We start from the raw sequence: 20,099 nt of genomic DNA on the forward strand, positions 1-20,099 counted from the left end.
CGTGCCTATAGTGGAACTGCAAACGATTACATCAAGGACGCACAACAAGCGGTCGCAGGTGGAAGGATTTGCCCCGGTGGCGACCGGAGGGAGGGAAGGCGCGTGAGGACGATCAAGGGACCTGCGCTGTTTCTGGCGCAGTTCGCGGGCGACGCTGCGCCCTTCAACTCGTGGAAATCGATCACCCGGTGGGCTGCCGATTGCGGCTATGTGGGTGTCCAGGTGCCGACCTGGGACGCGCGCCTGTTCGACCTCGACCGCGCGGCGGAGTCGAAGGACTGGTGCGACACCTTCAAGGGCGAGGCCGCCGAGGCCGGCATCGAGGTAACGGAACTCGCCAGCCACCTTCACGGCCAGCTTGTCGCCGCCCACCCGGCCTATGACGCGATGCTCGACGGCTTTGCCGATCCAAGCGTCCGCGGAAATCCCCCGGCCCGGCAGGAATGGGCGGTGGACCGGGTGCTGAAGGGGCTGACCGCGTCGAGGAACCTCGGCCTCAAGGCGATGGCGACCTTTTCGGGTGCGCTCGCCTGGCCCTATCTCTATCCCTTTCCGCAGCGGCCCGCGGGACTTGTAGAAACCGCCTTCGAGGAACTGGCGAAGCGCTGGCGGCCGATCCTCGACCATGCCGAGGACTGCGGCGTGGACCTATGCTACGAGATCCACCCCGGCGAGGACCTGCACGACGGGATCACCTACGAGATGTTCCTTGAGCGTGTGAGCAACCACCCGCGCGCCTGCATGCTCTACGATCCCTCGCACTATGTGCTTCAGGCGCTCGACTACCTCGACCATATCGACATCTACGGCAGCCGCATCCGCATGTTCCATGTGAAGGACGCCGAACTGAACCCGACGGGCCGTCAGGGCGTCTATGGCGGCTACCAGAGCTGGGTGAACCGGGCGGGCCGCTTCCGCAGCCTTGGCGACGGGCAGGTGGATTTCGGCGCGATCTTCTCGAAGCTGACCGCGCTCGACTTCGACGGCTGGGCGGTGGTCGAGTGGGAATGCGCGTTGAAGCATCCCGAGGATGGCGCCCGCGAGGGGGCGGAGTTCGTGCGGAACCACATCATCCGCGTGACCCCCAATGCCTTCGACGATTTCGCCGGTGCCGGCACCGACGAGGCTGCCAACCGCGCGATGCTGGGGCTGTCGAGATGAGCCGCTTTGCAGGACGCGAGGGGCCGATCCGCCTCGGCATGGTGGGGGGCGGCAGCGGCGCCTTCATCGGGGCGGTCCACCGGATCGCGGCAAGGCTGGACGGCAAGTTCCAGCTGGTCGCTGGCGCGCTCTCCTCCACCCCGGAACGGGCGCGGGACAGCGCCGCCGCGCTGGGTCTTCAGCGCAGCTACGACAGCTTCATCGACATGGCAAAGGCCGAGGCGCGGCGGAAGGACGGGATCGAGGCGGTGGCGATCGTAACGCCGAACCACATGCACGGCCCCGTCGCACGCGAGTTCCTGAAGCGCGGCATCCACGTCATCTGCGACAAGCCCCTGACGGCGACGCTCGCCGAGGCGAAGCGGCTGCAGCAGGCGGCCGAGCGGGCCGAGGCGCTGTTCATCCTCACCCACAACTATACGGGCTACCCGATGGTCCGGCAGGCCCGGGCCATGGTGCAGGCGGGCGACCTCGGGGCGCTGCGGGTGGTGCAGGTGGAGTATCCGCAGGGCTGGATGGCCACGCCCGTCGCGAACAAGCAGGCCGAGTGGCGCAACGACCCGGCCCGCAGCGGCGCCGGCGGCGCGACGGGAGACATCGGCACCCACGCCTACAACCTCGTCCGCTTCGTCACCGGCCTCAAGGTGGAGGCGCTGGCGGCAGACCTCTCGGCCTTCGTCGAGGGGCGGCAGAACGACGACAACGCCCATGTCCTGCTGCGCTTCGAGGGTGGGGCGCGCGGCACGCTCTGGTGCAGCCAGGTGGCCGTGGGGCACGAGAACTCGCTTCGCCTGCGCGCCTACGGGGAAAAGTGCGCGCTGGAATGGGCGCAGGAGAACCCGACGGAGCTGTGGTTCACGCCGCTGGGCGAGCCGAAGCGTCTCATCACCCGGATGGGCGCCGGGGCGGGACCGGAGGCGGCACGAGTCAGCCGCACCCCCTCGGGCCATCCCGAAGGCTTCCTCGAGGCCTTCGCCAACATCTATTCCGAGGCCGCCGCCGCGATCCTCGCCCACCGCGAGGGCAAGCCGGCACCAGAGGGCGTGATCTTCCCGACGCTTGCCGACGGGATGGAGGGGATGGCCTTCATCGACGCCTGCATCCGCTCCTCGCGGCGCAACGCTGCCTGGGTCACGCCATGACGGCGCCCGTGCTGGCGATCCGGGGCGTCTCGCGCCTGTTCGGGCCGGTGCAGGTGCTGTTCGACGTCGATTTCGACCTTCGCTCCGGCGAGGTCCATGCCCTGATCGGCGAGAACGGGGCCGGCAAGTCCACCACGATGAAGATCCTTGCCGGCTATCTGGAACCCTCGGCTGGCGAGGTGCTGCTGGATGGCGCGCCCGTCCACTTCCCGTCCTCGCGCGCGGCCGAGGCGGCGGGGATCGTGATGATCCACCAGGAATTCAATCTCGCCGCCCAGCTGACGGTCGAGGAGAACATCTTCCTCGGCCGCGAGGTGAAGCGCGGGCCCTTTCTCGACCACCGCGCGATGCAAGACGAGAGCCGGCGGCTGCTGGAACGGCTGCACTGCTCCATCGACCCGCGCCAGAGGGTCTCTGCGCTGTCGGTGCCGAACCGGCAGATGGTCGAGATTGCCAAGGCGCTCGGGCTGAACGCCCGCGTCCTCATCATGGACGAGCCGACGGCCGTGCTGACCCACCGCGAGACGGACACGCTGCTGGAGCAGGTCGACCGGCTGCGCGCCGCCGGGACCGCGATCCTCTATACCTCGCACAAGCTGGACGAGGTGGCGCGGATCGCCGACCGCGTGACCGTCCTGCGCGACGGGCGGCGTGTGCTGACCGCGCCTGCCGAGGAGCTGAGCCAGGACCGCATGGCCGAGGCGATGGTGGGCCGGACGCTCTCGGGCCTCTATCCCGCCAAGGTCGCGCCCTCGGCCGAAATCGTGCTGGAGGTGAAGTCGCTCGCCGTCCCCGGCTTCGTCCGCGACGCCTCGTTCACGCTCCGACGCGGCGAGGTGCTGGGCTTTGCCGGGCTCGTCGGCTCGGGCCGCACCGAGTTGATGGAGGGGATCGTGGGCCTGCGCGATGCCACGGGCGAGGTGCGGGTCAAGGGCCGCACCCTGCCCCATCGCTCGGTCACGGCGGCGCGCGAGGCAGGGCTGGTCTACCTGACCGAGGATCGCAAGGAAAAGGGCCTGCTGCTCGGCAAACCGCTGGCCGAGAACCTGACCCTTCTGGCGTTGGGCCGCTTCACCCGCGGGCTGATCGACAAGGCAGCGGAAGAGCGCGCGCTGGACCAAGCGATCACCGAGTTCGACATCCGCGTCGGCGACCGCCGCATCTCGGCGGGCAGCCTGTCGGGCGGCAACCAGCAGAAGCTTCTGCTGGCGAAGACCATGCTGGCCGAGCCCGACATCGTCATCATCGACGAGCCGACCCGCGGGATCGACGTCGGCACCAAGCAGCAGATCTACGGTTTCATCGCCAACCTCGCCGCCAGCGGCAAGAGCGTGATCGTCGTCTCGTCCGAACTGCCCGAGGTGATCGGCCTTGCCTCGCGTGTCGTGGTGATGAGCGCCGGCCGCATCGCCGGCGAGGTCGAGGGCGAGGCCCTGACCGAAGAAACCATCGTCCGCCTCGCCATGGGGCTCGACCACCGGAAGGCCAGTGCATGACCGCCGTCACCGTTCCCCGCCCCCGCTTCCAGCTTTACGTCCTCGGGCCGCTGCTGGCGCTGTTCGTGCTGATCGCGCTTGGCGCCTGGCTGAACCCGAATTTTCTGAGCTACGGCAACGTCACCAACGTGCTGGCGCGCTCGGCCTTCATCGGCATCATCGCGGTCGGGATGACCTTCGTCATCACCTCGGGCGGGATCGACCTCTCGGTCGGCTCGATGGCTGCCTTCATCGCGGGGCTGATGATCCTCGCCATGAACGGGCTGTTGCCCGGGATGGGCGAAGGCGTGCCGGTGATCCTCGTGGGCATGCTGGTCGCGGCCACGGCGGGGCTCACCGCGGGCTGGCTCAACGGGTTCCTGATCGCCAAGGTCGGGATCGAGCCCTTCATCGTCACGCTCGGCACAATGGGCATCTACCGCTCGCTGGTCACCTGGCTTGCGGACGGCGGAACGCTCTCGCTCGACTTCGGCCTGCGTGGCCTCTACCGGCCGGTCTATTACGGAGGCATCCTCGGCGTCGCCTGGCCGATCATCGTCTTCGCCCTCGTCGCCATCCTGGGCGAGATCGTCATGCGCCAGACCGCCTTCGGTCGCCACGTCGCCGCCATCGGCGCAAACGAACAGGTGGCGCGCTACTCGGCCGTGAACGTGGCGCGGGTGCGGATCGCGACCTACGCGCTGCTCGGCCTGCTCGTGGGGCTGGCCACCATCATGTATGTGCCGCGGCTCGGCTCGGCCTCGGGCTCCACCGGCGTGCTGTGGGAGCTCGAGGCCATCGCTGCCGTCATCATCGGCGGCACCGTGCTGAAGGGCGGCTATGGCCGCGTCTGGGGCACGGTCGTGGGCGTGCTGATCCTCAGCCTCATCGACAACATCCTGAACCTCGCCTCGATCGTCAGCCCCTACCTCAACGGCACGATCCAGGGCGTCATCGTGATCCTCGCTGTGGTGCTGCAGCGGGAAAAGAAGGCTGCCGACGCGCGGTAAAATCCTTGGGAGGAAAGTCATGAAACGCAGAGCATTCCTGACCACTGCCGCCTTTGCCGGGGTCGCCGCCGGCGCCGGTGTCCCTGCCCGCGCGCAGGAGAAGACCGCCACCATCGGCGTTGCCATTCCGTCGGCAACGCATGGCTTCATGGGCGGGCTGAACTTCCACGCACAGGACACGATCAAGCGTCTGGAGACTGTCTATCCCCAACTGACCTTCGTCCTCGCCACCGCCGGCAACGCCGGCAAGATGGTGAACGACATCGAGGACATGGTGGCGACGCGCGCGATCAACGCGCTTGTCGTCCTGCCCTTCGAGAGCGAGCCGCTGACCTCTCCGGTTCAGGCCGTGAAGGAGGCGGGCATCTGGGTGACGGTCGTCGACCGTGGCCTGTCGGTGCCGGGGATCGAGGATCTCTACGTTGCCGGCGACAACCCGGGCTTCGGCCGGGTGGCGGGCGAATACTTCAAGGCCAACCTCAAGTCCGGGCAAAAGATCGTGGTGCTGCGCGGCATCCCGACCACGCTCGACAACGAGCGGGTGGAGGCCTTCACCCAAGCCATCGAGGGCTCAGGCATCGAGGTGCTCGACATGCAGCACGGCAACTGGAACCGCGACGACGCCTTCAACGTGATGCAGGACTTCCTGTCGAAATATCCGCAGATCGACGCCGTCTGGGCCGCCGACGACGACATGGCCATCGGCGTGATGGAGGCAATCGCGCAGGCCGGCCGCACCGAGGAGATGTGGGTGATGGGCGGCGCCGGGATGAAGGAGATCATCAAGCGCATCGCGGACAAGGATCCGCAGCTTCCGGCGAACGTGACCTACCCGCCGGCGCAGATCTCGACCGCGATCGAACTGACGGCGCTGCGGCTGGTCTCCTCGACGCCGGTGTCGGGCCGCTTCATCATCGGCTCGCAGCTCATCACGCCGGAGAACGCCGAGCAGTTCTATTTCCCGGAAAGCCCATTCTGAGAAAGTCGGAGCGCGGCGCCCCCACGCCGCGCTCCGTCCGGCCGCCTTACTCGGCGACCTGGGCCAGCAGCGGCTCGAAGCGCGCCTTGGCCTGGCCCTTCATCGGCGCCGCCGCGATCGCCTCGCGGTTCACCGGCTTGCCGACCTGGATCAGCGCCACCATCCCCATCGAGAAATGCGGGGCGCATTTCACGCCGTAAAGCCCTTCCTCATTCAGCGTCACCGAGAAATCCTTGCCCATCTTGCCCTTGAAGGCTTCGGCGGTCTCGGGAAGCATGCCCTTGATGGTTTCGGCGTTGTGACCCTTGTCGGTCGCCTTGAAGGTGATCGTGTCGCCCGGCTGGGCCGCGACGAAGGCGGGCTCGAACACCATCGCGCCATCCGCGCCCTTGTTGAGCATTGTCACCTCGTGGGTTGCGGCGCCAGCGGCCGACGCGAGGAAGAGCGAGACGGCTGTCGCCGTGAAGATCGGTTTGAGCATTTTTGATCCTTCCGGTTGCATGCCAGTCCTCTAGCAGCCGGCCCTGTGGGTCATGTTGTGCTGCCGCAACCTCCCGCGCGGTCGATCTGATTCGAGCCGATGCCGCCCGCCCGGACGCGGTCGTCAGGGTGCCCGTCCCCTGCCCCCTTCGCGCAACCGATTGTGCATGCTGCAGCTGCACGGTTTTCTTGCTGCGGTGCAGTTTTTCGTTGACGCGCGGCCCTGCCCTCCCGCACCTTCCGCAGCGCGGCAGCCAGTCGCAGTTGGAACGACCGATCTGGAGGACGACCATGACCAAACCGGCGGATACTTCCCGCAGCTTTCTCGACGCGATGACCGGCATTCTTTCCACGATGTCCGCGGCCCCCGTCGGCTCGATGCTGGCCCGGCAGGCTCTGGAAATGCAGAAAGGCATCGCCGGCGAGGTCAATCAGGCCGCGCACGACTGGCTCGACCGCCGTCAGGAGGCTGTCACGAGCCTTGTGGCAACGGCGCAGAAGGTCATGGACAAGGGTCTGGCCGACACCACGACCTATGGCTCGATGCAGGAGTGGTATGCCGGCATGCTCGAGCGGACGGCGGCCGACTTCAAGAGCCCCTATGACCTCATGCTTGCCTGCAGCGCCCATGTGGTGCCGCAAACCGCGAAGTCGCTGGAGAAGCCGGCCGCGCCGATCCGCCGCGCGGCCTGACCCGCTCGCAAGGAAGCATCCTGTTCCGGGGGCGCATCGGTGCCCCCCGCATCTTCCGGCGCAGCTCCGACGACCTGAACTGGTCACGCCGGGTCCAGCCCTGCAGGGGATCGCCGCCTCCTGCCGGATGATGGCGATCAGTGCCGAGCTTCCGCTTGCTGCGCATCCTTCGCTGCCTCTGCCCCCCTCGGCCAGCCCGGTCCGCCGGCCATCCCATACTTTGGTATATACTCCTTATGTACCAAAGAGACGCATGGCGCGCGGAAGAAAGCTGCTAGAAAGAGAAAAAAAACAGGGCAGGGCTCCGGATACTCCGAAAATTCAACCCGCCCGAGGTAGAGGGCGTGGCATGGCGGTCCAAATCGAGCGGTTGACCCTTGACGAACTGGTGGAGCTTTACGGGCGCATCTCCACAGTCCTTGATGCCTTCGAAAGGCGTATCGCTGCCGAGGCGCCGACCGAAGGCGCCGGCAACAAGGGGCCCGAGGCCAAGCCCGACAGGATGGCCGAGCCTGCCCGGCACCGCTACTTCAACCCGGTGAACCGCGCGGTCACCTGGAACGGACGCGGGCGCTGCCCCAACTGGTTCAAGCTTGCCATGGCGCAGGGGCGGACGCCGGAAGAGCTTTCCGTCGCCTGAACCCGCCGGCACCGCGCGGGGCTTTCAGTGCAGGCTCAGGGCCGTCGCCAGCATCGCGGCATGGGTGCGGTTGCGGGCATTCAGCTTGGCGCAGATCGAGCGGACGTGCATCTTGACCGCGACCTCGCTGACATTCATGCGCAGGGCGATCTCCTTGTTCATCAGCCCGCTGCGGATCGCCTTGAGCACCTCGATCTCGCGCGCGGTCAGGTTGGCGGGCTCTTCCGGTCTGGATGAGGTATCGGCGACGAACTGCATCGGAAGATAGGTCTCGCCCGACAGGACGAAGCGCAGCGCGCTGAGCAGTGATCGCGCCGGCAGGTTCTTCGGGATGAAGCCGGAGGCTCCGCATTCCACCGCGCTCAGGATCAGATTGCGCGGCGCATTGCCCGAGAAGATCAGCACGCGGCCCGGCGCATTGGCGTCCAGCATCGTGCTGATGCTGCCCAGCCCCGACATTCCGGGCATGTCGAGGTCCAGCAGCACGAGATCGAAGGGTCCTTGCTCCGCGATCAGCCCCAGAGCCTCGTCGAGGCAGGCGGCCTTCGCGGTCTCCACCCGGCCCAGCCCCGCGAGATGCTCGGCGACAAGATCGCGCACGAGCTGGTGGTCATCGGCGATCAGGATGCGGGTGGAAGCTGTCTCGGGCATGTCCTTCCGCCTGTCGATCGCGGTCCCTGCTGGTCCCCGGCCGCTGCGGGCGAGGCTCGGACGCCTGCTAGCCCCGAAGCAGAGTCCGGTTAAAGGCGGTCGATACGCATTCGCCCGGCGGCAGTCCGGAAGGATGGCCGCGAGGGCATCCGAGACATCCCCGGCAGCCGGCGAGGCCGCGGCGCCTGCCCTCTGCCGCTTGAACCGGCCGCGTCCTCGATCATGCCCTGCGGACGCAGCAGATGGGTCCTGCGCGGTCCGAGGCGGCAACCGGGGCCTGAAGGTTCAGCTTTCGGCGGCTCGGGGCAGGCTCGCGGCCGCCAGCCAGCCCTCGGATCGCACCTCGGCCTCGCAGGAGGTGACCGCTTCGCGGAACTCCGCCACGAGGCGGCGGCAGAGATCGGCGGCCCGCGGGATGTCGGCGATACCCCCAACGCCCTGTCCCGCCGACCAGACGTCCTTCCAGACCCTCGCCTCGGACTGCATGTCGAGATGGGGAACAGCGCCGCTTTCCACATCGATCCCCGCGGCCAGCAGGCTCTGGCGCAGGAAGTTCGCCGGCACGCCGCTCACGCCCGGCGTATAGACGATGTCGGCGGCCGTGCTGTCGGTGACCATGTGCTTCTGCGCCTCGGAAACCATCGCCTCGGCCGTGGCCAGGAAACGGGTTCCGAGATAGGCGAGATCTGCCCCCATCATCCGCGCCGCCGCCACCTGCTGCCCGGTATTCATCGCGCCCGACAGGATGATCGCGCCGGAAAAGATCGCCCGGATCTCCGCGACGAGGGCGAAGGGGCTGAGCGTGCCGGCATGTCCTCCGGCGCCCGCTGCGACGGCGATGATCCCGTCAACTCCCGCGGCGGCGGCCTTTCGGGCATGGCGGATGTTCACCACGTCGTGGAAGACCATCCCGCCATAGCCATGGACCGCCGCCACCAGTTCGGGCACTGCGCCCAGCGACGTGATGATCACCGGCACGCGTTCCTCGACGCAGATCGCCAGATCCGCCTCGAGCCTCGGGTTCGACCGATGGACGATCAGATTCACTCCGAACGGCGCCGCCCCGGGCCGAAGGCGGCCGCGGATCTCCTGCAGCCAGTCGCGAAAACCAGAGCTTGATCGCTGGTTCAGGGCGGGGAAGGTGCCGAGAAGGCCCGCGTTGCAGGTTTCAACGACCAGATCGGGACCGGAGGTCAGGAACATCGGGGCCGCGATGATCGGCGCCGACAGGCGCCCGCGAAGGGCCTCGGGGATCGGCATGGCGGTTCCTCCTTTCGCTCAGGCGAAGGTGGAACCCGTGGCAGGCCCGGTCAATGGTTCCGCTGCGTCCGGGCGGGGATGCGGTGCCGGCCGGGGCAGGGTGCCTCGACGACGACGGCCCGCCCCGCTGCCTGCAGCAGGCGGCCGAGCCGCCGGGGGCCGATCAGGGCAGGACCGCGCCGCCCACGCCGCCGACCACGGCGCCCGTCACCGGATCGTCCGCGATCACTTCGCCGGCGATGGCGCCGCCAAGGGCGCCGGTGGCCGCACGCTGCGTGCGGGTCTCGCCGCAGGCGGCGATGACGAGGCTGGCCGCAAGGGCCGGAAGCAGGAATCTGGGAAGCGTCATGAAAGCAATCCTCCGTGCCTTGTCCGGGCAGACAATCTATCCGGATCCTTGCGCAATGAAATGCCCGGCGCCACAGGACGTTCCAGTGGCGATGGGCATCTGGCGGAAAATCGCGGATCAGGCGAGGGCGCCGCGCGGGGCGAAGTGGCTTGCCTCGCCGCGATGCAGGGCGCGCAGGATCACCGCCTCCTCGTCGGTCGGGATCACCGCCGCGGCGATCCGGCTGCCGGGCCGCGAAAGGATCGTGCGCCCGGCCGCATTGGCCTCCTCGTCGGCCTCGAGGCCGAGCCAGCCGAGGCCCGCCATCACGCGGCCGCGGATCTGCGGCGCGTGCTGCCCTATGCCCGCGGTGAAGACCAGCGCGTCAAGCCCGCCCATCCCGGCGGCGAGCGCGCCCACCTGACGGATGATGCTGCGGACGAACAGTTCCACCGCCTCGGCGGCCTCGGGGCGGTCGCTCTCCAGCAGGTCGCGCATGTCGGGGCTGAGACCCGAGACGCCGACAAGCCCGCTCTTGCGGCCAAGAACGGATTCGATCTCGGGGCCGGTCATGCCCTGCCGCAGGAGGTGCAGGATCACCCCGGGATCGAGCTGCCCGCAGCGGGTGCCCATCATCAGCCCGTCCAGCGCGCTGAAGCCCATCGTGGTGTCCACGCTCCGGAGGTTTTCCAGCGCGCAGAGGCTGGCCCCGCTGCCAAGATGGGCGACGATCACCCGGCCGCGCCCGGTCTCGCCCAGCACCTCGGGCAGGCGCTGCGCAATATGGTCATAGGACAGGCCGTGGAAGCCATAGCGCAGGATGCCCTGATCGGCCATCTCGCGCGGCAGGGCATAAAGCCGGGCAAGCCGCGGCCGGTCGTGATGGAACGCGGTGTCGAAGCAGGCGATCTGCGGCACGCCGGGCCAGCGCGCCTCGACGGCGCGGATGCCGGCGAGGTTGTAGGGCTGGTGCGACGGAGCGAGCGGGCAGAAGCTTTCGAGTTGCTCCAGAACCTCCGGCGTCAGCAGGACCGGCGCATTGAACTCCGGCCCGCCATGCACCACCCGATGCCCCGCGGCGTGCAGGTGGAGCGGCCCGAGCCGGCCCTCCAGCAGCCCGAGCAGCCAGAGCGTCAGCTCCTTCGCGTCGCGGGCGTCGCCGGGGGCGCGCAGCTCCAACGTGCCGTCGGGCAGGCTGGCCTTCAGCCGGGGCGTCAGGCCGATGCCTTCGACAAGACCGCGCACGAGGGGCCGCGCATCCTCCACGTCGAAAAGGCCGAACTTGACCGTGGAGGAGCCGATGTTGAGGACGAGCCAGACCGGTTTCATTCGATCACCGGCTTGGCAGGGCGCGCCTCGGCGTGAAGCCTCGCCAGCGCGGCCGACGTCAGCCGCGCGCTCGGGCTGTCGGCGCGGCTGGTCAGGATCACCGGCACCCGGGCGCCGATCACCAGTCCCGCCGCCTCGGCGCCGCCGAGGTGGATGAGCTGCTTGGCGATCATGTTCCCGCCTTCGAGGTTCGGCGCGACGAGGATGTCGGCGCGCCCCGCCACGTCCGAGACAATCCCCTTGGCCACCGCAGCCTCGGCCGAGATCGCGTTGTCATAGGCCAGCGGTCCGTCGATCAGCCCGCCGAGGATCTGGCCGCGGTCGTGCATCTTGCAGATCGAGGCCGCCAGCAGGGTCGAAGGGATCTTCGCGGTCAGCGTCTCGACCGCGGACAGCAAGGCCGTCCGCGGGCACTCGACCCCAAGCGCCATGACGAGGTCGATGGCGTTCTGCACGATGTCCTTCATCGTCTCCAGATCCGGCGCGATGTTGATCGCGGCGTCGGTGATGAACAGCAGCCGGTCCACGTCCGGCACGTCGAGCGCGAAGACATGGCTCAGCCGCCGCTCGGTCCGCAGGCCCTTGGCGCGGCAGAGCACCGCCGACAGAAGCTCGTCGGTGTGCAGCTTGCCCTTCATCAGCGCTGCGGCGCGCCCCTCGCGCACGAGGTCGACCGAGATCTCGGCCGCGGCGTGGCTGTGCGGGGCATCCACGATGCGGCTTTCGTCCAGCACCACGTTGGCAGCCGCCGCCGTGGCGAGGATCTTGTCCCGCGGCCCGACCCAGAGCGCCGTGATGATGCCCGCGGCCTCGGCCTGGACCGCGCCCAGAAGGCTCAGGTCGTCGCAGGGATGGACGATCGCGGTCGGCATCGGGGGCAGGGCGCGCGCAGCCTGGATCAGCGAGGCGAAGCGGGCGCCCGGATTGTGCAGCCGCACCTCGGGCAGGTGCGAGACCGGCCGGCGCACCTTTTCGCGCGGGGCAAGCACCAGCGCCTCGCCCGAGATCACCATCTCGTCGTTCTGATTCAGGCAGACGCAATCGAGCGTGACCTTGGCGCTTGCCATGTCCTTCTCGCGCACCGTCACGCGGACGGTGATCCGGTCGCCGGGAGAGACCGGCCGGCGGAAGCGCAGCGACTGGCCGAGGTAAATCGTGCCGGGGCCGGGCAGGCGGGTGCCGAGCACGGCCGAGATCAGCGCGCCGCCCCACATGCCGTGGGCGATGACGTGGTGAAAGCCGGTCTCGGCCGCATAAGTCGCGTCGAGGTGGGCCGGGTTCACGTCGCCCGACATGACGGCGAACAGCTCGATGTCCTCGGGCGTCAGCACGCGGTCGACCTCGGCGCTGTCGCCGATGTGAAGCTCTTCCAGCGTGCGGTTCTCGACCGTGGTGATCGAGGGGTCACATCCGAACATGACGTCCTCCGTCGATGTGGGTCACGGTTCCGGTGACGCCCGAGGCGGCGTCCGAGGCGAGGAAGGCCGCGACGGCACCCACCTCGTCGATGGTGACCAGCCGCCGCTCGGGCGAGCGGGTCTTGGCGTCCTCGATGAGCGCGTCGAAGTGATCGATGCCGCTGGCCGCGCGCGTGGCGATGGGGCCGGGCGACAGCACGTTGGCCCGGATGCCCTGCGGCCCGAGTTCCGCCGCGACATGCCGGGTGCAGGCCTCGAGCGCGGCCTTCACCGGGCCCATGATGTTGTAGTTGTCCACCACCTTCTCGGCGCCGTAGTAGCTGACGGTCATCAGGCTGCCGCCGGCCGCCATCAGCGGCTCCACCAGTCGCGCCATGCGCAGGAACGAGTGGCACGAGATGTCCATGGCCTGCGCGAAGCCCTTGGCCGAACAGTCGGTCACGCGGCCGTGCAGGTCCTCCTTCGGGCAAAAGGCGACGGAGTGGAGCAGGAAATCGAGCTGCCCCCAGCGGGTTCGCACCTCCTCGATCACCGCTTCCAGCGCGCCCGGAGCGGACAGGTCGAGCGGCAGCAGCATCGACGCGCCGACTTCCTCCGCCACCGGCTGGACATGGGGCAGGGCGCGTTCGTTGAGATAGGTCAGCGCGAGATCGGCGCCGGCGGCCGCGAAGGCACGCGCGCAGCCTGCGGCGATCGACTGGCCGTTCGCCACGCCGACCACGAGGCCGTATTTTCCCTTGAGCATCATCATGATTTCTCAGCGTTGGAGGACGTAGGTGCCGGGGGCATCGCAGAGCGCGGGATAGCCTGCCCCGGCATTTCCCATCGGCGGCAGCTTGCCGTGCGGCGCCGAATGCGCCGCGAGCCACGTGGCCCAGGCCGGCCACCACGAGCCTTCCACCGGCTTGTTGGCAGCGAACCATTCGTCGGCGTCCTGATAGGTGTCGCCGTGGCGCGCGGTGGCGATGCGGTAGTGCCGGCGCTTGTGGCCGGGTTCCGACACGATCCCGGCGTTGTGGCCGCCCGAGGTGAGGATGAACGTCACCTCGGCATCCGACAGGCGCTGGATCTTGAACACAGACCGCCAGGGCGCGACGTGGTCGGACTCGGTCCCCACGGCAAGGATCGGCAGGCGCAGGTCCTTCAGCGCCAGCTTGTGCCCCTCGAGCTCGAACTTGCCCTCGGCGAAGCGGTTCTCCAGGAACAGCTCGCGCAGGTATTCCGAATGCATCCGGTAGGGCATCCGCGTCGCATCGGCGTTCCACGTCATCAGGTCGTTGGCATGCGGACGCTCGCCCATCAGGTATTCATGGATCATCCGCGACCAGACCAGATCGTTCGAGCGCAGCAGCGTGAACGCCCCGCTCATCTGGTCGCTGTCCAGATAGCCCTGGTGCCACATCATGTCCTCGAGCAGCGCGACCTGCGCCTCCGAGATGAAGAGCGCGAGTTCCCCGGCTTCCGAGAAATCGACCTGCGCGGCAAAGAGGGTCATCGAGGCCAGCCGCTCGTCATGGTCGTGCGCCATCTGCGCCGCCATGATCGACAGGAGCGTCCCGCCAAGGCAGTAGCCCGCGGCATGGATCCTCGGCGCGCCGGTGATCGCCTGGATCGCCTTCAGTGCCGCCCGCGGCCCCTGGTCGAGGTAATCCACCAGGCCAAGGTCGCGATCCGAGGAATCCGGGTTCCGCCACGAGATCATGAAGACCGTGTGGCCCTGCGCCACCAGCCAGCGCACCAGGGAATTCTGCTGCGAGAGGTCGAGGATGTAGTATTTCATGATCCAGGCCGGCACGATCAGCACCGGCTCGGCGTGGACCGTGGCGGTGGTCGGCGCGTACTGAATCAGCTCCATCAGATGGGTGCGGGCCACGACCTTTCCGGGCGTGGCTGCCAGCGTCTCGCCCACCCGGAACTCGGTGCCGTTGACCGTGGCGCCGCTGGCGAACTGCGCCATGTCCGAGGCGAAGTTCATCGCGCCCTGCAGCAGGTTCGCCCCGCCGGTCTCGGCGGTGCGGCTCAGCACCTCGGGGTTGAAGAACGGCACGTTCGACGGCGAGAACACGTCGAGCGCCTGCCGCACCGAGAAGCTGAGCGCCGCCTCGTGCGCCCGGTCCATGCCGCGCAGGCCCGTCGTGGCCGACTGCCACCAGTCCTCGGTCAGCAGGAAAGCGTCGCGAAACGCCGCGAAGGGCTGCCGGCTCCATTGCTCGGCAGCAAACCGGCGGTCCTTCACCGGCGAGTCATGCGCCGCAAACGCCCCCGACATCATCGTTGAGGCGGCCGTCACCGCCTTTTCGTAAAGCTCCGCCTGTTTGCCCGGCGCGCTGGCCAGATGCATCATCCAGTCCAGCGTCGCCGTCGCCAGCACCGAAGGGGCAAGCCCCCGCGTCATGCCGGCGATCGTGGCCCTTGCGGCCCGGTCCATCGCCTGCCCGTAGGCCTGCATTCCCGTCGTATTCCAGTTCGTCTCGGACATTCTGTCTTTCCGTATCCCGTGCCCCGGGGATCAACTCTACTCCAGCTTCATGAAAACGATGTAATGCAGGCGCAGCATTATCCCTTTGAGCAGGATCAAGTTCTTGACCTGCCCTGAAATGAGGCACAGGCTGGAATGCTGCGTTGCGGCACAAGGGCTTGCCACGAAAGAAGCGACAAAACGTCCCGCGACAACGTGAAGCATTGACCTGAATGGATTCCGACCTACCTCGCCGAATCGGGGTGTGTGCCGATTCTTCGAGCGCCGTTCGGGCAACGGCGCGGGGGTCGGCGGGTTCCGTGTGGTGGTCCATGAACAGGCTTCGTCACTTCCGTCTGATCTTCCTCGGCAACCTGATGGCGGCAGTTGTGCTCGGGGCGGGACTGGTGCTCTGGACGCCGGACCTGCCGCGGGCCGAGCTCGAGGCGCGCTATCTGGCGCGTCCGGGCGATCTGGTCAGCATCGCCGGCACCACCATCCACATGCGCGACCGCGGACCGAGGGAGGCGCCGGCCGTCATCCTGATCCACGGCTTCGGCTCCAGCCTGCATACCTGGGCGGCGTGGCAGGACCGGCTGGCGGTGGACCGGCGGGTGATCAGCTTCGATCTGCCGGGGCTCGGCCTATCGCCGCCCGATGCCACGGGCGACTATTCGGACGAGCGGGTCACCCGGATCGTGCTGGCAATCATGGACCGGCTGGGGCTGGACCAGGCCGATCTGGTGGGCAATTCGATCGGCGGCCGGATCGCCTTCACCTTCGCCGCAAGCCACCCCGAGCGCGTGAGGAAGCTCGTGCTGGTGTCGCCCGACGGGTACGAGAGCCCGGGCTTCACCTATGGCGAGGCGCCCGAGGTTCCGCTGCTGGCCGAGGCGGTGCGGTTCTGGCTGCCGAAGCCGCTGCTGCGCCTGTCGCTCGGCATGGCCTATGCCGACCCCGGCGTGATGACCGACCAGATCGTCAGCCGCTACTATGACCTGATCCGCGCGCCCGGCGTGCGCGAGGCGCTGATGGAGCGGATGCGCCAGACCGTGCTGGTCCCGCCCGAGACGCTGCTGGCCCGGGTGAGGGCGCCCACGCTGCTGCTCTGGGGCGAGGAGGACGCGGTCATTCCCGTCGCGAACGCCCAGTCCTATGCCCGGGCGCTGCCGGACGCGCATACCGTTCTTCTGCCGGACATGGGCCACGTCCCGCAGGAGGAGCGCCCGGCACAATCCCTCGTGCCGGTCGTGGCCTTCCTGCGCACCTGACGCGCCTGCGCCCCGGAACTCTGCCGGAGGCCGCGCGTTCTGCTCGTGGAACGGTGCAGGAGCGAAGGATTTGCGCAGATGGAAATGAATATGTTTCAGCTTCGGGGCGTCGGCGGCCTGATCATCCTTGCGCTGGATCTCTGGGCGCTGGTATCCATCTTTGGCTCCTCCGCATCGACGGGGAGCAAGGTGCTCTGGGCGCTGATCGTGATCCTGTTGCCGGTGGTCGGCTTCATCCTGTGGCTGATCTTCGGACCGCGCTCCGCCTCGCGCGGGATCTGACCCGCTCCCCGACCGCCACGTTCGATCGGATGGAGGACGAGTGGATGAGGGGGATACGGTCCTATGGAGCGCCGGAGCCCGCGGCGTTGAAGGCGCTCGAGACGCTGCATCTGCGCAGCATTGACGTGCTCGCCGGCTTCGAGACGATGGTGGGCCGGGCAGAGCCCGAGTTCCGGCCTGTGGCCGAACGGTTCCGTGACCTCCATCGCGAGCAGGCCGAGGAACTGGCAGCGATGATCGCGCGCTTCGGCCGCGAGCCGGAGGTTGACGGCAGCCTGATGTCGACGGTGAACCGGGCGGTCGTTTCGCTGCGCTCGATGATCAACGGGATCGACGGCAGCATCCTCGACCAGATCCAGGACGGCGAGCAGCATGTCATCGACGCCTTCGACGACGCGCTGGGGGCGGGGCAGCCCATCGACGTGACGGCCCGGCTGCGCTCGATGCGGCGCGAGCTGTCGCTGCTGCTGTTCGAAACCCAGGCCGCCGCGACCGGGCGATAGTCGCCACCTTCTTCGAGCCGATGTGGGCCCTGTCCGGAATGACGAAAGGCCCGCCGTGGCGGGCCTTTCGCATGACATCCGACAGGCTCAGAGGCCGCGCATCCAGTCATCGACCTTGCGCTCGGCATCGGCCTTGTTGTCACCGTACTTCTGCTGGATGAGGCCCACCATGCGGTCGCGGTCGCCAGCGACCTGCTCAAGCTCGTCATCGGTCAGCTCGCCCCACTTGGCGCGGGCCTGACCCTGGAACTGCTTCCAACGACCTGCGATCTGATCCCAGTTCATGTACTTGCTCCTTTACAACTACGGCCTTCTCACGGGGAAAACGTCCCGGGATGGGGGCTGGTTCCTCGCGCCGGGTCACGGAAGCGCGCGGTGACGCAGGGTCCGCAGGCGGTCAGGCGCTTGCGGCCGCAGCCGCGGGGGTGTCGGCAGGCGCCTGCGCGGCTTCGTTCCGCGCCTCGGCATCGGCAAGCGGCCGGATCTCGAACCGGACGCGCAGGATGTGCAGGGTTTCGGTCTCCTCGATCCGCACCTCGCCGCCGATCTGCTGCGCAAAGCCCGCCAGAAGCTGCGCGCCAAGGCCCGTGCCCATGGCCAGAGTCTCCGCCGACGGGGGCTGCGTGCCGACCGTGTTGCTCACTTCCAGCACGGCCATGGTCGCCCCGTCGCGCGTCAGCGAGACGTCGAGCCGGGGCACCATCCCCTGCGGCGCGCCCGCGTATTTCATGACGTTGGTCAGCGCCTCGGTCATCAGCAGGGCCAGCGGCACCGCCTGGTCGGGCGTCAGCCGGATGTCGCCAAAATCGGTGTGCACCGAAATGCGCCGCCCCGGGCCGGTCGCCAGATTGACCACCTGCCGCACGATGTCCGACAGCAGCTCGTCGGCCCGGATGTCGGTCAGACCGGTGGTCTGGTAAAGTCCCCGGTGAATGGTGGCGAGACTCATCACGCGGTCCTGCAGACCCTTCATCAGCCCCTTGGCCTCGGGGGTGCGGGCCTGCCGCATCTGCATGTTCATGATCGAGGCGATGAGCTGGAGGTTGTTCTTCACCCGGTGGTGCACCTCGCGCAGCAGGACTTCCTTCTGGTGGACCATGTCCTCGAGTTCGGCCTCGTCGTGCAGGATGGTATCGGTCATCCGGGCGAAGGCTTCGGCCAGTTCCCGGATCTCGCGCGGGGCGGTGGAGATGTCCAGGGTATCGACCGCCCGGCTGCCCTTGGCGAAGGAGGTGATCGCCCTGCGCAGGCTGCGGATGTGCCGGGTCATCAGGTGCTCTGCCGCGAACCACGTCACGATCAGGCAGGCGAGCCACATCAGCGAGGGCAGCGCGAAGGACGGCAGCGCCCTGATCCACAGGCCAGTCTCGCTGCCGGCCGGCCAGGAGCCCAGCGTGTAGAGGGTCTCGGGAATGATCGGCACGACCGAGAACACCCGCATGGTGCCCGACTGGGTCAGGGCCGTGAAGGCGAGGCTGCGGTCGTGGCCCGCCAGCGCCTTCAGCGCGCGATCGCGTGGCAGCATCGTCTCGGCGTTCGCCAGTCCGACCGAGGAGGTCAGCACGTCGCCGTTGCCGTTGAATGTCATCAGAACGGGCAGGCGGCCGCCCGATATCTCGGCCTGCGGGCTTGCCAGCGCACTGTGCAGCAGCGAGATGGCCAGAACGCCAAGCTGCCGCCCATCGTCATCCAGCACCGGATGCGACGCAAGCACCACCGAGGTGCCGGACACGCGTCCCTTCCGGCTCACCTGCAGCAGCGGCTTGCCGGCCTTGATCGCCGCCTGTGCCGTCGCGGTATCCGACAGGTCGATCGGCTCGTCGAGCGACGAGCAGTTCATCCGCAGGTCGTTCTCCAGGAAGCCGACCACCGAATAGATCTGCGACCCGGCGGCCACTTCCCGCAAGGCGGCCGAGCAGGCGGCCGTGTCCGCAAGAAGCGGGCGCACCACCTCGGCCAGCGCCGCCGCCGCGCCCTGGCCGCGCTGGATCAGCCGGACGGCGTGGTCCGAGGCGCGCATCGTCTCGCCGGTCAGCGCGGCTTCCGACCGCGCCTCGGCCTCGCGCAGCACGGCATGCGACTGCACGACCGAGATCACGCCCAGCGGGAGCAGCGCCATCGCGAGCAGGAAGGCCAATCTAGAGCCGATCCTGTCCGCGAAGCGGGGCCGCCCTCCGAAAATGGGCATCATGCAGCGGTCATCCCCGATCGCGACATCACGGCCAGGGTCTGACCATCCACCCCCGAGAAGATCTCCTCACCCTTCTCGAGCCCGAGCAACTCGGCCAGCCGCGCCCTCGCGCGGTTTGCGCGGCTCTTCACGGTGCCGACCGCCACGCCCATCATCTGCGCGGCATCCTCGTAGGCAAAGCCGGAAGCGCCCACGAGGATGAGCACCTCGCGGTGTTCGGGCGACAGCTGGTCGAAGGCCGCGCTGAAGTCCGAGAAGGCGAGAAATCCGTCATGCGCGGGCTTCACGTAAAGCGTCGCAGCATGAATGCCCTCGGGGTCGGGCACCTCGCGGCGATGCTTGCGCTTGTCCGAATAGAACGTGTTGCGCAGGATGGTGAAAAGCCATGCCCTCAGGTTCGTCCCTTCGGTGAACTTGTCGAAATTGGTCCAGGCCTTCACGATCGTGTCCTGCACGAGGTCGTCCGCAACGGCGACGTTCCGCGTGAGGCTGATCGCAAAGGCGCGAAGCGCCGGGAGGTGCTCGGGAAGCTCGTCACGGGGATCGCGGTGCGCCGGCGGCGGGGTCTCGGACTGGTTCATCCTTCGGTTTCCTTCAGACGCAACTGCTCGAGCAACTGGGCGAACCTGTCCGGAATTTCCTGCACCAAGGCCTCCTCATACACGCGCCTGAGGTTTTCATCGATCTGCTGCTGAATGGCTTTCCTGCCTTTCTCCTTCGCCTTGTCCCTCACGTTGACCTTCGCCCGCTCGGGCGATGCCTTCGGTTCCGTCGATTGCGCCATTGAAACTGTCACGCCCTTGATAAAAGTTGGAACGATCCCGGGAA

Annotated in this window: 22 protein-coding genes; 10 read left to right on the forward strand and 12 right to left on the reverse strand. The window is 68.0% G+C overall.

Features of this window, described 5'->3' with window-relative positions:
* Window positions 1-102 precede the first annotated feature (102 nt).
* The 5 genes from CK951_RS15745 to CK951_RS15765 are packed head-to-tail and all read left to right on the forward strand — an operon-like array spanning window position 103 to window position 5,767.
* On the forward strand, window positions 103-1,161 hold the full coding sequence (locus CK951_RS15745) for a sugar phosphate isomerase/epimerase (protein WP_096787020.1): 1,059 nt from the start codon (window positions 103-105) through the stop codon (window positions 1,159-1,161).
* Entirely contained in the window at window positions 1,158-2,303 is a 1,146-nt protein-coding gene (locus CK951_RS15750; RefSeq protein WP_096787021.1) for a Gfo/Idh/MocA family protein, read from the forward strand. The genes CK951_RS15745 and CK951_RS15750 overlap by 4 nt, the downstream gene beginning before the upstream one ends.
* Window positions 2,300-3,799, forward strand: a complete 1,500-nt coding sequence (locus CK951_RS15755) for a sugar ABC transporter ATP-binding protein (protein ID WP_096787022.1) — start codon at window positions 2,300-2,302, stop codon at window positions 3,797-3,799. Before CK951_RS15750 ends, CK951_RS15755 begins: the two co-directional genes overlap by 4 nt.
* A complete protein-coding gene (locus CK951_RS15760) occupies window positions 3,796-4,788 on the forward strand; it encodes an ABC transporter permease (RefSeq protein WP_096787023.1) in 993 nt (330 codons plus the stop codon). The genes CK951_RS15755 and CK951_RS15760 overlap by 4 nt, the downstream gene beginning before the upstream one ends.
* 19 nt (window positions 4,789-4,807) lie before the next feature.
* The gene (locus CK951_RS15765) at window positions 4,808-5,767 is read left to right on the forward strand and encodes an ABC transporter substrate-binding protein (RefSeq protein WP_096787024.1); all 960 of its coding nucleotides are present in this window, start codon (window positions 4,808-4,810) and stop codon (window positions 5,765-5,767) included.
* Between the two features lie 46 nt (window positions 5,768-5,813).
* On the opposite strand, the gene CK951_RS15770 is transcribed toward CK951_RS15765, so the two are convergent.
* Entirely contained in the window at window positions 5,814-6,248 is a 435-nt protein-coding gene (locus CK951_RS15770; protein ID WP_096787025.1) for a pseudoazurin, read from the reverse strand.
* A 290-nt stretch (window positions 6,249-6,538) separates the two neighbouring features.
* Here CK951_RS15770 and CK951_RS15775 point away from each other — a divergent pair, with 290 nt between their 5' ends.
* The gene (locus tag CK951_RS15775) at window positions 6,539-6,940 is read left to right on the forward strand and encodes a hypothetical protein (RefSeq protein ID WP_096787026.1); all 402 of its coding nucleotides are present in this window, start codon (window positions 6,539-6,541) and stop codon (window positions 6,938-6,940) included.
* A 349-nt stretch (window positions 6,941-7,289) separates the two neighbouring features.
* The gene (locus CK951_RS15780; protein ID WP_096787027.1) at window positions 7,290-7,580 is read left to right on the forward strand and encodes an H-NS family nucleoid-associated regulatory protein; all 291 of its coding nucleotides are present in this window, start codon (window positions 7,290-7,292) and stop codon (window positions 7,578-7,580) included.
* Window positions 7,581-7,604: 24 nt separating this feature from the next.
* Here CK951_RS15780 and CK951_RS15785 read toward each other — a convergent pair whose 3' ends face one another.
* From CK951_RS15785 to CK951_RS15815, 7 genes are all read right to left on the reverse strand, one after another.
* On the reverse strand, window positions 7,605-8,231 hold the full coding sequence (locus CK951_RS15785; RefSeq protein WP_096787028.1) for a response regulator transcription factor: 627 nt from the start codon (window positions 8,229-8,231) through the stop codon (window positions 7,605-7,607).
* Window positions 8,232-8,516: 285 nt separating this feature from the next.
* Complete coding sequence (locus CK951_RS15790; protein WP_096787029.1) at window positions 8,517-9,491, reverse strand: nitronate monooxygenase family protein; 975 nt, start codon at window positions 9,489-9,491, stop codon at window positions 8,517-8,519.
* A 163-nt stretch (window positions 9,492-9,654) separates the two neighbouring features.
* On the reverse strand, window positions 9,655-9,840 hold the full coding sequence (locus CK951_RS15795; protein WP_096787030.1) for a hypothetical protein: 186 nt from the start codon (window positions 9,838-9,840) through the stop codon (window positions 9,655-9,657).
* 117 nt (window positions 9,841-9,957) lie between these two features.
* Window positions 9,958-11,148, reverse strand: coding sequence for an acetate/propionate family kinase (locus tag CK951_RS15800; RefSeq protein ID WP_096787031.1), 1,191 nt, complete (start codon window positions 11,146-11,148; stop codon window positions 9,958-9,960).
* Window positions 11,145-12,566, reverse strand: coding sequence for a bifunctional enoyl-CoA hydratase/phosphate acetyltransferase (locus tag CK951_RS15805; protein ID WP_096787032.1), 1,422 nt, complete (start codon window positions 12,564-12,566; stop codon window positions 11,145-11,147). The genes CK951_RS15800 and CK951_RS15805 overlap by 4 nt, the downstream gene beginning before the upstream one ends.
* A complete protein-coding gene (fabI, locus tag CK951_RS15810; RefSeq protein WP_096787299.1) occupies window positions 12,553-13,311 on the reverse strand; it encodes an enoyl-ACP reductase FabI in 759 nt (252 codons plus the stop codon). Before fabI ends, CK951_RS15805 begins: the two co-directional genes overlap by 14 nt.
* 12 nt (window positions 13,312-13,323) lie before the next feature.
* Complete coding sequence (locus tag CK951_RS15815) at window positions 13,324-15,045, reverse strand: alpha/beta hydrolase (RefSeq protein ID WP_096787033.1); 1,722 nt, start codon at window positions 15,043-15,045, stop codon at window positions 13,324-13,326.
* Between the two features lie 311 nt (window positions 15,046-15,356).
* Here CK951_RS15815 and CK951_RS15820 point away from each other — a divergent pair, with 311 nt between their 5' ends.
* The 3 genes from CK951_RS15820 (at window position 15,357) to CK951_RS15830 (ending at window position 17,080) form a co-directional block, all read left to right on the forward strand.
* A complete protein-coding gene (locus tag CK951_RS15820) occupies window positions 15,357-16,295 on the forward strand; it encodes an alpha/beta fold hydrolase (RefSeq protein WP_096787034.1) in 939 nt (312 codons plus the stop codon).
* Window positions 16,296-16,373: 78 nt separating this feature from the next.
* Window positions 16,374-16,577, forward strand: coding sequence for a PLD nuclease N-terminal domain-containing protein (locus tag CK951_RS15825; RefSeq protein WP_096787035.1), 204 nt, complete (start codon window positions 16,374-16,376; stop codon window positions 16,575-16,577).
* Between the two features lie 44 nt (window positions 16,578-16,621).
* Window positions 16,622-17,080 carry a PA2169 family four-helix-bundle protein gene (locus CK951_RS15830; RefSeq protein ID WP_096787036.1) on the forward strand — a complete coding sequence of 153 codons (459 nt, stop codon included), beginning with the start codon at window positions 16,622-16,624 and terminating at the stop codon, window positions 17,078-17,080.
* Between the two features lie 87 nt (window positions 17,081-17,167).
* Here CK951_RS15830 and CK951_RS15835 read toward each other — a convergent pair whose 3' ends face one another.
* The 4 genes from CK951_RS15835 to CK951_RS15850 all read right to left on the reverse strand — a co-directional run bounded on the left by CK951_RS15835 (window position 17,168) and on the right by CK951_RS15850 (window position 20,055).
* Window positions 17,168-17,365, reverse strand: coding sequence for a CsbD family protein (locus CK951_RS15835; RefSeq protein ID WP_096787037.1), 198 nt, complete (start codon window positions 17,363-17,365; stop codon window positions 17,168-17,170).
* Between the two features lie 112 nt (window positions 17,366-17,477).
* Window positions 17,478-19,271, reverse strand: coding sequence for a sensor histidine kinase (locus CK951_RS15840; RefSeq protein ID WP_096787038.1), 1,794 nt, complete (start codon window positions 19,269-19,271; stop codon window positions 17,478-17,480).
* On the reverse strand, window positions 19,268-19,852 hold the full coding sequence (locus CK951_RS15845) for an RNA polymerase sigma factor (RefSeq protein ID WP_096787039.1): 585 nt from the start codon (window positions 19,850-19,852) through the stop codon (window positions 19,268-19,270). The genes CK951_RS15840 and CK951_RS15845 overlap by 4 nt, the downstream gene beginning before the upstream one ends.
* The gene (locus tag CK951_RS15850) at window positions 19,849-20,055 is read right to left on the reverse strand and encodes a NepR family anti-sigma factor (RefSeq protein WP_198402371.1); all 207 of its coding nucleotides are present in this window, start codon (window positions 20,053-20,055) and stop codon (window positions 19,849-19,851) included. Before CK951_RS15850 ends, CK951_RS15845 begins: the two co-directional genes overlap by 4 nt.
* Between the last annotated feature and the right edge of the window lie 44 nt (window positions 20,056-20,099).

It is taken from the genome of Rhodobacter sp. CZR27, assembly GCF_002407205.1.
Classification (GTDB): Bacteria; Pseudomonadota; Alphaproteobacteria; order Rhodobacterales; family Rhodobacteraceae; genus Cereibacter_A.

What these genes read in the sequence shown, in the direction of transcription:
- CK951_RS15750 (WP_096787021.1), top strand. Translation starts at nt 1,158, where the DNA reads ATGAGCCGCTTTGCAGGACGCGAGGGGCCGATCCGCCTCGGCATGGTG.
- CK951_RS15755 (WP_096787022.1), top strand. Translation starts at nt 2,300, where the DNA reads ATGACGGCGCCCGTGCTGGCGATCCGGGGCGTCTCGCGCCTGTTCGGG.
- CK951_RS15760 (WP_096787023.1), top strand. Translation starts at nt 3,796, where the DNA reads ATGACCGCCGTCACCGTTCCCCGCCCCCGCTTCCAGCTTTACGTCCTC.
- CK951_RS15765 (WP_096787024.1), top strand. Translation starts at nt 4,808, where the DNA reads ATGAAACGCAGAGCATTCCTGACCACTGCCGCCTTTGCCGGGGTCGCC.
- CK951_RS15770 (WP_096787025.1), bottom strand. Translation starts at nt 6,248, where the DNA reads ATGCTCAAACCGATCTTCACGGCGACAGCCGTCTCGCTCTTCCTCGCG.
- CK951_RS15775 (WP_096787026.1), top strand. Translation starts at nt 6,539, where the DNA reads ATGACCAAACCGGCGGATACTTCCCGCAGCTTTCTCGACGCGATGACC.
- CK951_RS15780 (WP_096787027.1), top strand. Translation starts at nt 7,290, where the DNA reads ATGGCGGTCCAAATCGAGCGGTTGACCCTTGACGAACTGGTGGAGCTT.
- CK951_RS15785 (WP_096787028.1), bottom strand. Translation starts at nt 8,231, where the DNA reads ATGCCCGAGACAGCTTCCACCCGCATCCTGATCGCCGATGACCACCAG.
- CK951_RS15790 (WP_096787029.1), bottom strand. Translation starts at nt 9,491, where the DNA reads ATGCCGATCCCCGAGGCCCTTCGCGGGCGCCTGTCGGCGCCGATCATC.
- CK951_RS15795 (WP_096787030.1), bottom strand. Translation starts at nt 9,840, where the DNA reads ATGACGCTTCCCAGATTCCTGCTTCCGGCCCTTGCGGCCAGCCTCGTC.
- CK951_RS15800 (WP_096787031.1), bottom strand. Translation starts at nt 11,148, where the DNA reads ATGAAACCGGTCTGGCTCGTCCTCAACATCGGCTCCTCCACGGTCAAG.
- CK951_RS15805 (WP_096787032.1), bottom strand. Translation starts at nt 12,566, where the DNA reads ATGTTCGGATGTGACCCCTCGATCACCACGGTCGAGAACCGCACGCTG.
- fabI (WP_096787299.1), bottom strand. Translation starts at nt 13,311, where the DNA reads ATGCTCAAGGGAAAATACGGCCTCGTGGTCGGCGTGGCGAACGGCCAG.
- CK951_RS15815 (WP_096787033.1), bottom strand. Translation starts at nt 15,045, where the DNA reads ATGTCCGAGACGAACTGGAATACGACGGGAATGCAGGCCTACGGGCAG.
- CK951_RS15820 (WP_096787034.1), top strand. Translation starts at nt 15,357, where the DNA reads ATGAACAGGCTTCGTCACTTCCGTCTGATCTTCCTCGGCAACCTGATG.
- CK951_RS15825 (WP_096787035.1), top strand. Translation starts at nt 16,374, where the DNA reads ATGGAAATGAATATGTTTCAGCTTCGGGGCGTCGGCGGCCTGATCATC.
- CK951_RS15830 (WP_096787036.1), top strand. Translation starts at nt 16,622, where the DNA reads ATGAGGGGGATACGGTCCTATGGAGCGCCGGAGCCCGCGGCGTTGAAG.
- CK951_RS15835 (WP_096787037.1), bottom strand. Translation starts at nt 17,365, where the DNA reads ATGAACTGGGATCAGATCGCAGGTCGTTGGAAGCAGTTCCAGGGTCAG.
- CK951_RS15840 (WP_096787038.1), bottom strand. Translation starts at nt 19,271, where the DNA reads ATGATGCCCATTTTCGGAGGGCGGCCCCGCTTCGCGGACAGGATCGGC.
- CK951_RS15845 (WP_096787039.1), bottom strand. Translation starts at nt 19,852, where the DNA reads ATGAACCAGTCCGAGACCCCGCCGCCGGCGCACCGCGATCCCCGTGAC.
- CK951_RS15850 (WP_198402371.1), bottom strand. Translation starts at nt 20,055, where the DNA reads ATGGCGCAATCGACGGAACCGAAGGCATCGCCCGAGCGGGCGAAGGTC.